Here is a 12,493-nt window from a genome sequence, read left to right on the forward strand (position 1 = left end):
GGCAGGCGAAGCGCGTCAAGAAAGACAGGTCGTTCTTTTTCTATTTATTTTGTAGAAAATCATTTGGCATATGCAGGCTTTGCGGCCACCCTGTTCCCGGTTGCGGTTTTAACCGCTCCGCTGTTGCGAATCGATGGGATTCGTCATGGGGAAACGGGCGGCGGGGCCAAAAGCGGATGCCTATTTGCGCCGTCCCAGCAGCACCATCAGAAGCGGCGCGCCGACGAGAGCCGACACCAGGCCGGCAGGCAGCTGGTAGGGAAAGGCCGCCATCCGTCCCACCCAGTCGGCAAGCACCATCAGGCAGCCGGCGGTCGATGCGGCGGCGATGAGATGCGGGCCGGCGCGGCGAAATCCGATCTCGCGGGCAAGATGCGGCCCCATCAGCCCGGCGAAACTCAAGGGGCCGATGACAAGGGTCGCCGCCGCCGTCATGGCCGCCGAGAGGATGAAAAGAGCGGCGCGCGCCGAAGCAACATGGACGCCCAGTTCGCGCCCTGCTCCAGCACCGAGCGGCAGCAGGGTGAGCCATCGCTGTGCCAGCAGGGCCATGGCGGCAAAAACGATGGCGCAGACGGTCGCGATCCCGGCGGTAAATCCATCGACGAGATAGGTCGATCCGCCCATCCAGCGAATGATCATCATGGCGCGGGGGTCTCCGCCGGCCGCCAGCACGCCGATGACGGCATCGAGCATGGCCGTCAGCACCACGCCGGTCAGCAGCACCCGCTCCGGTGTGAATCCCGAGCGCAGACCCAGCGACAGGATGGCGAAAAGAACCGCCGCGGCCCCGGCGCTGGCGAAGCCCAGTTGCATTGCCGGTCCCGATGCGGTGAAAGCAAAAAGCGCGATCGCCATGCCGAGTGTCGCGCCGGCTGAAACGCCGAGCACTTCCGGGCTTGCTATCTCGTTTCCGGTCAGGCGCTGCAGAATGGCGCCGGCCGCGCCGAGCAGGCTGCCGGCTGCGAAGGCGGCGAGAACCCGCGGCCAGCGATAGGGCAGAATGTCGGCCCATTCGCCGACGGGCAGCAGACCCCAGCTTCCATCCGGCGCGCGGCCGAAAATAATGGCAGCCGTCACACCGGCAATCACCAGGCCGGCGAAAAACAGGGTCGCACCGGCGGAGAGGCGACGGTGTCTGACGATGCCGGATGCGGCGGCCGGCAATTCCCGCTGTGTCGCTCGCAGGCGCGGCAGCAGAAACAGCACCAGCGGCGCGCCGAACAGGGCCGTCATCGCACCGGTCGGTATCAGCCCGCCGGTGACATCGGAAAGGCGTTTGACGATTTCGTCCGTCAGAAGCAGAAGGCCCGCGCCGATGAGCGGCGACCAGAGGACTTGTTGGACGATGCGGCGGGCGCCCGCCAGCCGGGCGATGGCGGGTGCGACAAGGCCGACGAAACCGATGACGCCAACGGCGCTGGTGATAAGGGCAGCGAGCGCGACCGCGATCGATACGGCAAGAATCCGCAGCCGCACGACGGAAAGGCCGAGCGCCCCGGCGCTGACATCCCCCAGTTCCATCAGCGATAATGGCCGCATGATCAGCCCGGCAAGAGCGGTCAGGACCAGAATTTTCGGCAGGAGGGCGGCGGGAACGGCCCAGCTTTGCAGCGCCAGCGATCCCGCTCCCCAGATGAACAGGCCGCTCAGATAACGTTCGTTGAGAAGGACGAGAATGGCGGCGAAGGCGGCGCACCAGATGCCGATCATCAGGCCGGCAAGGATGAGCGACAGCGGTGAAAAGCCGCGTCTGGCGCCGATGGAAAAGACCGCAAGGGCGGCCAAGGCGCTGCCCGCAATCGCCACCCCGTCGCGGCTGATGCCTTCCAGGGTGGGAAAGGCGAACAGGGTTGCGGCAACGGCGAGATTGGCGCCCGCTGAAATGCCGAGCGTCGAGGGCGACGCGAGCGGGTTGCGCAGGGCCTGTTGCAACAATGCGCCTGCCAGCGCCAGCGCGGCGCCTGCCAGAAGCGCGGTTACCATGCGCGGCAGGGTGGAATGGAGGAGCATCAGCCGTTGCACGTCATATTGCGCGCCGTCGCCGCCCAGGTGGTGCAGATGCGGCCAGATATCGCCGGCCGCAAAAACGGTCCCGAGGAGAAAAAGGCCGGCGGCAACGCTGCCGGGGTGGAGGAGACGCGAAACGACCGGCGGCATCAGGAAACGCTTTCCAGATGAGCGGTCAGCAGTCGGGCAAACCGCATGGCCTCCTGCACCATGCCGAACATCAGCACGCCGGGCAGGGTGGAGACCCGTTTGGCCCGGACGAAGGGCAGGTTGCTCCATAAGGGGCTCTGTTCAAGGCGCGAGAGGATGTCGGGCGGCGTCAGCGGCTCGAAGGCGATGAGCCGCGCATCCGTTGGAAGGATGGCCAGTTGCTCCAGCGGAATGGTTTCGAAGCCCCAATAATTGGTCTTTCCCGGCCAGGCATTGGCAAGACCGATCTTGTCCATGGCGCCCTGATAGAGGCCGGGGCCGCCATAAACGCGCGCATGGCGCTCATCCATGAAATTGATGACGGCGACCGGTGGCGGGGGCAGCTTCTCCAGCCGGCGCCGGCAATCGGCAAAGCAGGCTTCGGCCCGCAGGAGGAAATCCTCTCCCTGTCTCTCTTTGCCGAGGATGGCGGCAAGCTTGCGGGTCGCACTGTAGGACGCTGTCAGCGCGTCGCTGTCCGGCGTATAGATGGGAAACTCCACCGCCGGTGCGATCGCCTGCAGTTTCGGGGTCAGCGGGGCGAGGAAAGGTGTGGTGAGGATGATGTCGGGTTTCAGCCTCGCCAGCACTTCGAAATTGATTTCGGCGGTCAGCCCGAGATCGGCAACGCCCTCGGGCATGGCGGGCTCAACCATCCAGATGTCCCAGTCCGCGCGTGCGGCGATCGCCGCAGGCGTGGTGCCAAGCGCAAGCAGGGTGGAGGCAAGCCCGTAGTCGAGCGAAACGATGCCGCCCTTCGACATTGCCGCCTTCGCGCCGTTCAGCCATGGCAGGGTCAGCGCAGCCGCCATCAGCAGGCGGCGGGTGGGGGAGTGATCAGGCATCCGGCTTGTCCCTGTTTTGCCCGCAGGGCAGCGGACAGCTCGCACCGCATCCGCCAATGGTGGGGATCATGTATCGCAGGCAGCAGACGCGCCTGTTGCCCTCAACCACCATGCCGGACATGGGGTTGCGGTTACCGTCCGGCCATAGGGGATCGTCGATCACGGGCCTGCAGCTGCGGGCGAGCGCCGGATCGATCTGTGTTTCGATTTCCCCGATGATCCACGACAGATAGACGGCCGCATTGTTCCAGAGCAGTTTTGGGGCAAGCCGCGCGGCCTTGGCGATACAGGGGATCAAGACCGCGAGGTGGTCGCGCAGAAACAAGTGCATGTCCGCGGATGCGCAGGCCTTGCCGGCTTCGCCGCCGGCATGGGGCAGCAGGAACGCCATGGGCAGGGCATTTGCCGGATTGACGATCACGCTCAGCTCGTCGAGCGCCAGCGGCAGGTGACGGCCGTGCACCAGGCGGCAGACGGTTGGGGTAATGGTCAGCAGGCTGAAATAATAAAGCGTCCAGAGGGAGGCTGCGGCTCTCGGGTCGGCCCCGGGATGGGCGGCGGCGTGACGGGCCATCAGGCCGCAGAAGACATCCTCGCAGGCAAGCCGCCGGCAGGGCAGGATCTCCGCGCCGCCGGGCGGCGTCAGCACAAATTTGTCCGTGCAATAGCCGAAGGCGCCGATGGAGGCGAAGTCCGGCAGCCGGTCATGGGTGGTGCGAAGGCAGGGCGCCATGGCTGTCGCCACGTTCCCTGCCACCGGGTTGCCGGCCGCGGTCGCCACGGTTACCAGCGATATTTCAGGGAGGCGGTGATGTTCCTGCCCTGTCCGAGATAGCAATAGCCGTCCGTGCAGGCGACATTGCGGTCATCGGCGATGTTGCGGACGTTGAAGGAGGCGACAAGCCCGTCGAAGTCCTTGTCGACCGCGCCGAAATCGTAAGAAAGAGCCGCGTCTAGATAGATGGCGGCATCGTTCTTCGCGACGTTTTTGGTGCTGGTGTAGCTTTCGCCGAGATAACGCACGCCTGCCCCGGCCGAGAGGCCATGGAGTGGCGTATCTTCCTGGAATGTATAGTTTGCCCAGAGCGAGGCCACATGGCTTGGCACGGAGGAGGGCGCATTGCCGACGTCATCTCCCGCCGTAATTCTGGAATGGGTGTAGCTATAGGCGGCGATCACATCCCAGCCGACGGCAATATTGGCTTTCGCCTCCAGTTCGATCCCCTTGTTGGTCACCTCTCCGAGCGAGCGGAATATCAGGCCGGCGGGATCGACCGCCACCGGCTTGTTCGTCTCCGCCAGATGATAGGCGACCGCCGACAGCATGATGTCGGTTCCGGGCGGCTGGTATTTGATCCCCAGTTCGAATTGCTCGCCTTCGGTGGGCTTGAGCGTCTCGCCGGTGGCGGAACGCTTGGTGACCGGATCGAAGGAGGTGGCATAGCTGAAGAAGGGCGAAACGCCGTTGTCAAAGGCATATAGCGCCCCGGCCTGAACGGTGAAGGCGTCTTTCTGGACGTCTTCGGTCGCCGAACCCTGGCGGGTCTGGTCGACCCAGGTCTGCCGTCCGCCGAGGGTGAAGCGCCATTTGTCCACCTCCATCTGGTCGAGGGCATAAAGCCCGACCTGCCGCAGATCGGCTTCCGACTGATAGGCGTTATAGTCCGGCGTCGGGCCGGAGAAGCCGTAACGCGGATTGGCGATATCGAAGTCGTAGGCGGAGCCGCCGGATGCATAGCCATATGCAAAGGAGGATTTCACATTGGTATAATCGAGGCCGGTGAGCAGCGTATGGGAAACAGGGCCGGTATCGAAGTGCCATTCAAGCTGGTTGTCGGCCTGGAAGGCCTTCATGTCGTCGCGGATCGCCCAGGGATCGCGATGGGCGACCGTACCGGTCCAGCCCGATATGCCGAGATAACGGCTGCGCAGGTCCATATGCGAATACCGCAGATTCTGCCTGAAGGTCAGCGTGTCGTTAAATTCGTGGGAGAAATTATAGCCCACCTGCTGCTGACGGACCTTCTGATAGTCGTAGTCGGGGTCGCTTCCGCGCAGCGGCAGAACATTGCCGGCGGGATCGGTCAATGCGCCGACCGAACCGTCGGTTTCGGTGGACTGGACCAATCCATAGACGGTGAGGCTGGTCGCGTCGGACGGTTTCCAGGTAAAGGATGGCTGAAGGAAATAACGGTCGTCGGCAATGTCGAAATTGGTGTCGCCGGCTCTCGCCAGCCCGACGAGGCGATAGGACAATGTGCCGTCCCTGTCGATGGTGTCACCGATATCGAAGGCGGCCTGCCTGCGGGTTTCCGTCCCGTAAAGCGCCTCGACCTCGCGGATACGCGTGCCGTTTGCCAGTTTCGACGTCTTGTTGACGATGCCGGCGGGCGTGCCGGCGCCGTAAAGCACGGAGATCGGACCACGGATGATTTCCACACGCTCCAGCGAATAGGGATCGGTGCGGAACATGCCATAGTTGAGATAGGGCTGGCGCAGCCCGTCCTTGTAATCGCCCATCGTCGTGGCGTCGTAGCCGCGGATATAGATCTGGTCGAAACGCGGATCGAAGCCGGCGGCAGTGCCGGTGGTGACGCCTGCGGAATAACGCACAGCCTCGATGATGTCCTGCGCGCCGCGCTGTTCCATCTCCTTTTTCGTGACGACTGCAACCGAGCGGGCCGTTTCGATGAGAGGCGTATCGAGCTTGGTGGCTCCGGAACTGTTTTTGGCCGCCACGGTGGCATTGTCGCCGCCCCTGTTGCCGCTCAGCTCGATCGGCTGCAGCAGGGTCGAACCCGCTTCCGCCGCGCCGGCCGGCGCGGGATTGCTGAGCCGCACGGTGTTGGCGCTGGTGAAGGTATAGGAGAGGCCGGTTCCGGCTAGCAGGCGCGCCAGGGCGTCCTTGCGGGTGAAGGCGCCGGCGACACCCGCCGTCCTCACCGTTGCGGGGATCTCGCCATTGAACACGACATCGAAGCCGGTGACGGAGGAATAGCGCACCAGCGCGCTTGAGAGCGGCTGCGGCGCGATTGAAAATTGCAGCGCGTTCGCCTGTGTCGCCGTCTGGGCCGCCGCCGGCAGGGGGCCGGCAACGGCAAGGCCGGCGACCGTGGCGAGAAGCAGGATACGGCATGATCCGGTTGCTGAATGACGGCGGCTGAAATGATCTTTACGCTTAGACACGATAATATACCTTCCCCTACTCCTGTTGCCGCAATGACGGCCTCAAAACACGAGTACGATCCCGCTTGCGCAAAACCTCGGTCCCGGACAAAATTTTTTTGATATGTCCGCCGATGCGGCCTTGTGGATGCAGCGGCCTTTAGCGCGGGCGGATCACCGACAGCCAGGGGGAATAATCGGTGACGGTGACGGGCAGCCCTTCCTCGAGGATCTGCCCGATCTTTTCCCGGCGTCTGACATCGACGATCATGGTCACCGGCTGCTTGCCCAGTGCCTCGCCGATGACGATCATGCGGCCGCGCCGCCACTGTTCCAGCCGCGCGACGACGTCTTTGAGCGGCGTGGAGATGAAGACCAGCTTGCCCTGCCGCCAGGCCAGCCGCGCTTCCATATCCGTTGCTTCGGGCAGCGACAGGACGCCGTCGCGGTAAGAGATGCTGTAGCCGGCCTCCACTGCCGTCCTCGACCGGTCGGCCGCCACTTCGACCGCATGTTCGGCCACCGAAACCGAGACGGAGGACGCCGAGCGACAGACGGAAAAGGCCGTGCCGAGCGCGGTGGTCACGAGCTCTTCCGCGTTGACGGAGAATGGCCGGCTCGGGTCCGGCGCGACCTGGAAAAATGCCTCGCCCGACAGAAGGGTGATCTGCCGCCGTTGCGGGGTGAAGTCGACGGATATGGCGCTTGATGTGGAAAGCTCGACGGTCGAGCCATCGGCAAGCACGATGCTGCGGGTTTCGCCGATCGCCGTCTCGTAGTCACCGGCCGGCCTTGCCGCCTGCCAGGCCCAGCTTCCCGCTGCCCCGATCAGCAGAACGCCCGCTACCCCGTTCCTCAACAGCCGGCGGCGGCCGAGCGGTTGCGCAAGCTCTGGCGCCATGCCCGCACCAAGCCATATGCGCTCGATATCGGCATAGGCGCGTGCATGCCGTTCATCCGCTTCGATCCAGCGCCGGAAGGCGCTTTCGTCGGCTGCGGTCGCGCCTGGTTCCAGAAAATGCGCAAACCAGCGCGCCGCCGCATGCCCGATCCCGGCCTCATCGTTCGGGGTGTCGGTTTCGCGGCCCGCCGGCATTTCCGTAAACGTCCCCTTGCCTTGCGTCACTTTCACGTCTCGCCGGGCTGCGCCATGCCGGTTTTCAGCTTTTCAAGAGCCGTGACCATATGACCGAAAGCGGTTTTGGGCGAGATATGCAGTCGCTGCCCGATTTCGGCGAAGGTCAGGCCTTCGATGCGCGAAAGCAGGAACACGTCCCGGCACCGGGGCGGCAGGGTATCGATGAGCGTTTGCAGACGTTCCAGCTCCTGCCGTCCGATCAGGCGGGTTTCCTGCGTGGGCGAGGGATCGGCAATGAAGGCGAGGTGGTCGATGCCGGCAAAGACCGGGGCGATCCGCTTGCGTCGCTGGTGGTCTATGGCGAGGTTTCTGCCGGTGATGATGACATAACCCGACAGATCGCCCGAAAGGCCAAGCAGTTTCCGCCGTTCCCACAGCCGGAGGAAGGTGTCCTGCACGAGATCGAAAGTGGTCGCATGACAGCGCACGCGGTGATAGATCGCCGCGGCAAGCTTGGTCCTCACATTCAAAAACGCGTCCAGAAGATCCGGGCTGTCAATTTGCTGCATGGTTTCTGGATAACATCGGCCGTCCGCGCGCAGCAAGACGGTCAGCCAATAAAGATGATCTTTTTTATCATATTATTTGGCGGCAACCTCCCGGCCGCAACACGCTGAAATGGAGCCGGCGCTCAAATGCTATTATGCCGTGAAAACCGCAACCCGGCACGGGCCTGTCCATCATGGCATCGCACACGCCCGTGCCGGCCCTTCACGGGCGTGTGCGGCTGCCGATGGCTTATTTCACTTGGGCGACGACCAGCTTGCCGTCCGCGCGCTCGGCAACAAATTCGATATTGGCGCCTTCCTTGAGCTTGGCGAGGATTGCATCGTCCTTGACGCGGAACACCATCGTCATGGCCGGCATGTCGAGGTTTTTCAGTTCCTCATGGATGATGGTGACCTTCTTGGCTGCCGTATCCACCTTCTTCACCGTTCCCTTGGTGAATTCCTGTGCGAATGCGCCGAACGGAGCGGCAATCAGCAGCGTCGCTGCGACGGTGATTTTAACGATTGTCTTCATGATTATGGGTTTCCTTTGGGTTGCTGAGTTATTTTGCCGAGACCTTGAGGTCGCCGCGCATGCCGGCCTCGTAATGTCCGGGTTTCAGGCAGGCGAATTCGAACATGCCGTCATTGGTGAATTTCCAGATGATTTCGCCGCTTTCTCCGGGCGCGAGGCTGATGGCGTTCGGGTTGTCATGTTCCATTTCGGGAGCCTTCTCCATGGCGGCCTTGTGCTCCAGATTGGCCTTCTGTTCGTCGATGATGAACTCGTGATCCAGTTCGCCGACATTCTTGATGGCAAAGCGAACCGTCTTGCCCTTCTTGAATTCGAATTTGGCAGGCGTGAACACCATCTTGCCGTCCGGTGTCTCCTTCATCGTCACCTGAATGGTCTGGGTCACCTTGGCCTTGTCGCCGGGTTCGCCGATCGCCATCGTTTCATGGCCGCCGCCGTGGGTGCCCGATGCAAGGGCAGGCGTGGCGAAAGCGGTGAGAAGCAGTGCAAGTTTCAGTCCGGTCATTTTATTGTTCCTCGGTTCTTGTGGGGGTTACGTGCGTGTTCAGCCGTGTTTCATCGGGCGCGGCGTGATCTGTGTCTTGGGGTCATTGGTCTTCTGGGTGTCCGGCACCTCGCCGGTCCATTCCCAGGCCTGGGTTCCGGGCGGGTTTTCGTACCAGCCGGGATCGGTGTAATCGCCCGCGGAGATGCCTTCTCGGACCTTCACCACCGAGAACATGCCGCCCATTTCGATCGGGCCATGCGGACCCCATCCGGTCATCATGGGAACGGTGTTTTCGGGGATTTCCATTTCCATCGCGCCCATATCGGCCATGCCGGCAGTGCCCATCGGCATATAGTCCGGCCGCAGCTTTCGGATCTTTTCGGTGACGCTTTTCTTGTCGACGCCGATGAAGGTCGGGACGTCGTGTCCCATCGCATTCATCGTATGGTGCGACTTGTGGCAATGGATCGCCCAGTCGCCGAGATATTTGGCGTCGAATTCATAGGCCCGCATGGCGCCGACGGGGATGTCGATGCTCACTTCCGGCCATCGCGCCTCGGGCCGTACCCAGCCGCCATCGGTACAGGTCACCTCGAAATCATAACCGTGCATATGGATCGGATGGTTGGTCATGGTCAGGTTGCCGACCCGGACGCGCACTCGGTCGTCCTTGGAAACAACCAGCGGATCGATGCCGGGAAAAACGCGGCTGTTCCATGCCCAAAGGTTGAAGTCCGTCATCGTCATGACCTTTGGCACGGAGGAGCCGGGGTTGATGTCGAAGGCGTTGAGCAGGAACACGAAATCGCGGTCCACCGGCATGAATTTCGGATCCTTCGGATGGATCACGAAAAAGCCCATCATGCCCATCGCCATCTGCACCATCTCGTCGGAATGCGGGTGGTACATGAAGGTGCCCGACTTCACGAGGTCGAACTCGTAGACGAAGGTCTTGCCGACGGGGATATGCGGCTGCGACAGGCCGCCCACGCCATCCATGCCGGAGGGCAGGATCATGCCGTGCCAGTGGATCGTCGTATGTTCCGGCAGCCTGTTGGTCACGAAGATGCGCACCCGGTCGCCTTCAACCGCCTCGATGGTCGGGCCTGGCGACTGGCCGTTGTAACCCCACAGGCGGGCGGTCATGCCCTCCGCCATTTCACGCTCCACCGGCTCGGCGACAAGGTGGAATTCCTTGACGCCGTTGTTCATCCGGAAGGGCAGGGTCCAGCCGTTGAGGGTGACGACGGGGTTGTAGTCGGGGCCGGTGGCGGGTTTCACCGGGGCCTGTGTCGCCGCCGTTTCCATCACCGCCGCTTCCGGCAGGCTGCTATTGGATGTTTTCGCCCAGGCCGCCGAGGAGACCATAGCCGCGCTGACGCCCAGAAGTTGTCTTCTATTGAACATGGTCGTTCCCTTTCTTAATGTCCGCCACCGCCGCCGGTAGCGGCGGCAACCTCGGTCTCCCCGCCGGCCGCGCTCCCGCCGCCGCCATAAATGGCGGGGGCGAGACCGGCTTCGGCGAGCCAGAAGTCGCGTTTGGCATTGATGGCCAGCAGGTTCGAATTGACCTTTTCCCGGCTGTCGGCCAGGAGTTCGAAGGTGTTGGTAAGCATGCCGTTATAGGTCAGCAGCGAGTCTTCCTCGATCTTTGCGCGCAGCGGCACCACGCTGTTGCGATAATGCCGGGCGATGTCGTAGTTCGAACGGTAGGCCTGATAGGCCGAGCGTGCTTCCGAGCGGATATTGACCGCCTTTTCCGCCAGGAGGTTTGCCGCGCGCATATAGGCGAGTTCGGACTCCCGCATGCGCGCCTGACCGGAATCGAAGATCGGGATCACGAATTCCAGTTCGGCATTGCCGGTCGTCTGTTTGTGGATCCTGCCGTCTTCAAGCTCGCGTTCGGTCTCGAAGCCGGAACGGATTTCGAGATCGGTCACATATCGGGTGGCTTCGGTGAGCTTGAACGAGCGTGCGGTCGCCTCCAGATCGAGCCTCGCCATCTGCAGATCCACACGGCGTTGCAGCGCTTCGGCCTCGATCATGTCACGTTTGCTCAGCGCCCTTGGAAGAGCGGGCAGGCGATTGGGGATGGCATAGTCGATATCCGTGCCCCACAGTCCCATCAGCCGTGTCAGCTCCTCCTTGGCAAGCCGGGCCTCAAGCCGCGCCTTGGCGATCTGTCCCGTCAGTTCGGCGTAGAAGACCTGTTCGCGCGCCTGGCCCTCCTTGTTCAGCGAGCCTGCCTCGCCAAGCTTCACGGCGAGTTCCGCGGCGGCGTCCGCTGCGGTCTGCGCCTGCGCCAGCTGGCCGACATTTTCGAAGGCCGCGACGGCGCTGATCCAGGCGCGGCGGGTATCTGCCGCCAGCTGCAAAGTTTTCAGCGCAGCCGCGAGCTGCGCCTTGCGGAAGCCGGTATCGGCGATCTCGACATTTTTCTTGAGCGTGGCCAGCGCCAGGATATTGGTGACGACGACACCCTCGATCGCCTGATAGGCCCTGAGGCCGGGGGTGCCGATTCCCGTCAGCCCCATGCCGACCCTCGGATTGACCAGCATGGTCGATTGCCAGGCGGTTGCAGCCGATTCGCCGAGATCGGCATAGGCCGCCTGAAGTCCCCTGTTGTTCAGCAGGGCGACCTGTACCGCCGTTTCGACATCGACGGTTTTACCGGCGGCCATCAGCGACTTGACACGGGCCTGCGTTGCCTGCGCCTCGGCCCGGTTCTGGATCCAGACCGCCTGCTTTCCGGTCGCCTCGGATGTCTTGGCCGAAACAGTGGTGAAGCCTGCGTCCCGCGCCGTATATTGGGCGGCGGTAACGCAGCCGCCGAGAAAAAACGGCATGCAAAGGGCGGCGGCGAGTTTAACGGGGCGTAACGTCATGATGCGCCTCCTTTCGGAGCCTGCGCATCGTTCTGGCCACGCCAGGGTTTAGGATCGACCGGCATGCGGGCGGTGTAGCCCGCAACCGGGGTCTGGTAGCGGACTGGAGCGACGCCAAGCGTCGGGTTTGCCGCGTCGTCATAAGAGGCGGCGTCATTCATCATGGATGTGGCTGTGCAGCCGCCCAGAAGCAGGGGCGCCGCAACCACAATATGGATCGGGTTCATGGGTGTTTTCCGAACAGGAGATGCAACGGCGCGGCGGCGCTAAAGCCGTTCACGCACGGTCATTGCCCAAGGCGGGCCTTGCCTGTTCAGATATTCGGCGGACGGTGAAGGAGCGGGGTCTGACCCACGGCCTTGCTGTCGTCGAGGAAGGCGCGGATGCTCGCAACGACGGGGCCGCCAAAGGCGTCGTGGCCGATCGGAAGTGCCATGCTAAGACAGAAATCGCCGCAGCATTCCTGTTTGACCGGCTTTTTGACGCCGCCGTCGTGGCCGGCCATGTCATCGTGATGGTGATTGTCCGATGGTGCGGCCGAAGCGTCGTGGTCCATCATCATGCCATGATCCATCACGGCCGATTGACCATGCCGCATGTCTCCCGCATCGGGACCGTGCATTGCGGCACTGACGGTGGAAACGCTGTATCCTGCCAGTGACAGTATCATCACCAGTCTAAACAACAGGGCCAGCAATTTCGGTGCTCGCAATACTTCACGCATGGCCGGTAGAAAAGCCGCAGTCCCGTG

General features: G+C 62.9%; 12 protein-coding genes. All 12 read right to left on the minus strand.

What is annotated here, in order from left to right:
• Nucleotides 1-180: 180 nt before the first annotated feature.
• Nucleotides 181-2,160 (minus strand): Fe(3+)-hydroxamate ABC transporter permease FhuB, encoded by a 1,980-nt coding sequence (gene fhuB, locus ACI2KA_RS05730; protein ID WP_404500046.1) that lies wholly within the window; start codon nt 2,158-2,160, stop codon nt 181-183.
• A complete protein-coding gene (locus ACI2KA_RS05735) occupies nt 2,160-3,044 on the minus strand; it encodes an iron-siderophore ABC transporter substrate-binding protein (RefSeq protein WP_404500048.1) in 885 nt (294 codons plus the stop codon). The genes fhuB and ACI2KA_RS05735 overlap by 1 nt, the downstream gene beginning before the upstream one ends.
• The gene (gene fhuF / locus ACI2KA_RS05740; RefSeq protein WP_404500049.1) at nt 3,037-3,777 is read right to left on the minus strand and encodes a siderophore-iron reductase FhuF; all 741 of its coding nucleotides are present in this window, start codon (nt 3,775-3,777) and stop codon (nt 3,037-3,039) included. The genes ACI2KA_RS05735 and fhuF overlap by 8 nt, the downstream gene beginning before the upstream one ends.
• 50 nt (nt 3,778-3,827) lie before the next feature.
• Nucleotides 3,828-6,230 (minus strand): TonB-dependent siderophore receptor, encoded by a 2,403-nt coding sequence (locus ACI2KA_RS05745; RefSeq protein ID WP_404500051.1) that lies wholly within the window; start codon nt 6,228-6,230, stop codon nt 3,828-3,830.
• A 139-nt stretch (nt 6,231-6,369) separates the two neighbouring features.
• Entirely contained in the window at nt 6,370-7,335 is a 966-nt protein-coding gene (locus ACI2KA_RS05750; RefSeq protein ID WP_404500053.1) for a FecR family protein, read from the minus strand.
• A gap of 2 nt (nt 7,336-7,337) precedes the next feature.
• A complete protein-coding gene (locus tag ACI2KA_RS05755) occupies nt 7,338-7,856 on the minus strand; it encodes an RNA polymerase sigma factor (RefSeq protein ID WP_404500054.1) in 519 nt (172 codons plus the stop codon).
• A 229-nt stretch (nt 7,857-8,085) separates the two neighbouring features.
• Nucleotides 8,086-8,370 (minus strand): copper-binding protein, encoded by a 285-nt coding sequence (locus ACI2KA_RS05760; protein WP_404500055.1) that lies wholly within the window; start codon nt 8,368-8,370, stop codon nt 8,086-8,088.
• Nucleotides 8,371-8,398: 28 nt separating this feature from the next.
• Nucleotides 8,399-8,875 carry a plastocyanin/azurin family copper-binding protein gene (locus ACI2KA_RS05765; protein WP_404500057.1) on the minus strand — a complete coding sequence of 159 codons (477 nt, stop codon included), beginning with the start codon at nt 8,873-8,875 and terminating at the stop codon, nt 8,399-8,401.
• A 39-nt stretch (nt 8,876-8,914) separates the two neighbouring features.
• Entirely contained in the window at nt 8,915-10,264 is a 1,350-nt protein-coding gene (locus ACI2KA_RS05770; RefSeq protein WP_404500058.1) for a multicopper oxidase family protein, read from the minus strand.
• 14 nt (nt 10,265-10,278) lie between these two features.
• Nucleotides 10,279-11,742 (minus strand): TolC family protein, encoded by a 1,464-nt coding sequence (locus ACI2KA_RS05775; RefSeq protein ID WP_404500060.1) that lies wholly within the window; start codon nt 11,740-11,742, stop codon nt 10,279-10,281.
• The gene (locus ACI2KA_RS05780) at nt 11,739-11,969 is read right to left on the minus strand and encodes a hypothetical protein (RefSeq protein WP_404500062.1); all 231 of its coding nucleotides are present in this window, start codon (nt 11,967-11,969) and stop codon (nt 11,739-11,741) included. Before ACI2KA_RS05780 ends, ACI2KA_RS05775 begins: the two co-directional genes overlap by 4 nt.
• A gap of 86 nt (nt 11,970-12,055) precedes the next feature.
• Nucleotides 12,056-12,466, minus strand: coding sequence for a hypothetical protein (locus ACI2KA_RS05785; protein ID WP_404500063.1), 411 nt, complete (start codon nt 12,464-12,466; stop codon nt 12,056-12,058).
• Nucleotides 12,467-12,493: the final 27 nt, after the last annotated feature.

This window comes from Agrobacterium sp. NPDC089420, assembly GCF_044900305.1.
Lineage (GTDB): Bacteria > Pseudomonadota > Alphaproteobacteria > Rhizobiales > Rhizobiaceae > Agrobacterium.

Coding starts and splice junctions, on each gene's coding strand:
- ACI2KA_RS05760 (WP_404500055.1), bottom strand. CDS start 8,370: ATGAAGACAATCGTTAAAATCACCGTCGCAGCGACGCTGCTGATTGCC.
- ACI2KA_RS05785 (WP_404500063.1), bottom strand. CDS start 12,466: ATGCGTGAAGTATTGCGAGCACCGAAATTGCTGGCCCTGTTGTTTAGA.
- fhuF (WP_404500049.1), bottom strand. CDS start 3,777: ATGGCGCCCTGCCTTCGCACCACCCATGACCGGCTGCCGGACTTCGCC.
- fhuB (WP_404500046.1), bottom strand. CDS start 2,160: ATGCCGCCGGTCGTTTCGCGTCTCCTCCACCCCGGCAGCGTTGCCGCC.
- ACI2KA_RS05780 (WP_404500062.1), bottom strand. CDS start 11,969: ATGAACCCGATCCATATTGTGGTTGCGGCGCCCCTGCTTCTGGGCGGC.
- ACI2KA_RS05735 (WP_404500048.1), bottom strand. CDS start 3,044: ATGCCTGATCACTCCCCCACCCGCCGCCTGCTGATGGCGGCTGCGCTG.
- ACI2KA_RS05765 (WP_404500057.1), bottom strand. CDS start 8,875: ATGACCGGACTGAAACTTGCACTGCTTCTCACCGCTTTCGCCACGCCT.
- ACI2KA_RS05755 (WP_404500054.1), bottom strand. CDS start 7,856: ATGCAGCAAATTGACAGCCCGGATCTTCTGGACGCGTTTTTGAATGTG.
- ACI2KA_RS05775 (WP_404500060.1), bottom strand. CDS start 11,742: ATGACGTTACGCCCCGTTAAACTCGCCGCCGCCCTTTGCATGCCGTTT.
- ACI2KA_RS05770 (WP_404500058.1), bottom strand. CDS start 10,264: ATGTTCAATAGAAGACAACTTCTGGGCGTCAGCGCGGCTATGGTCTCC.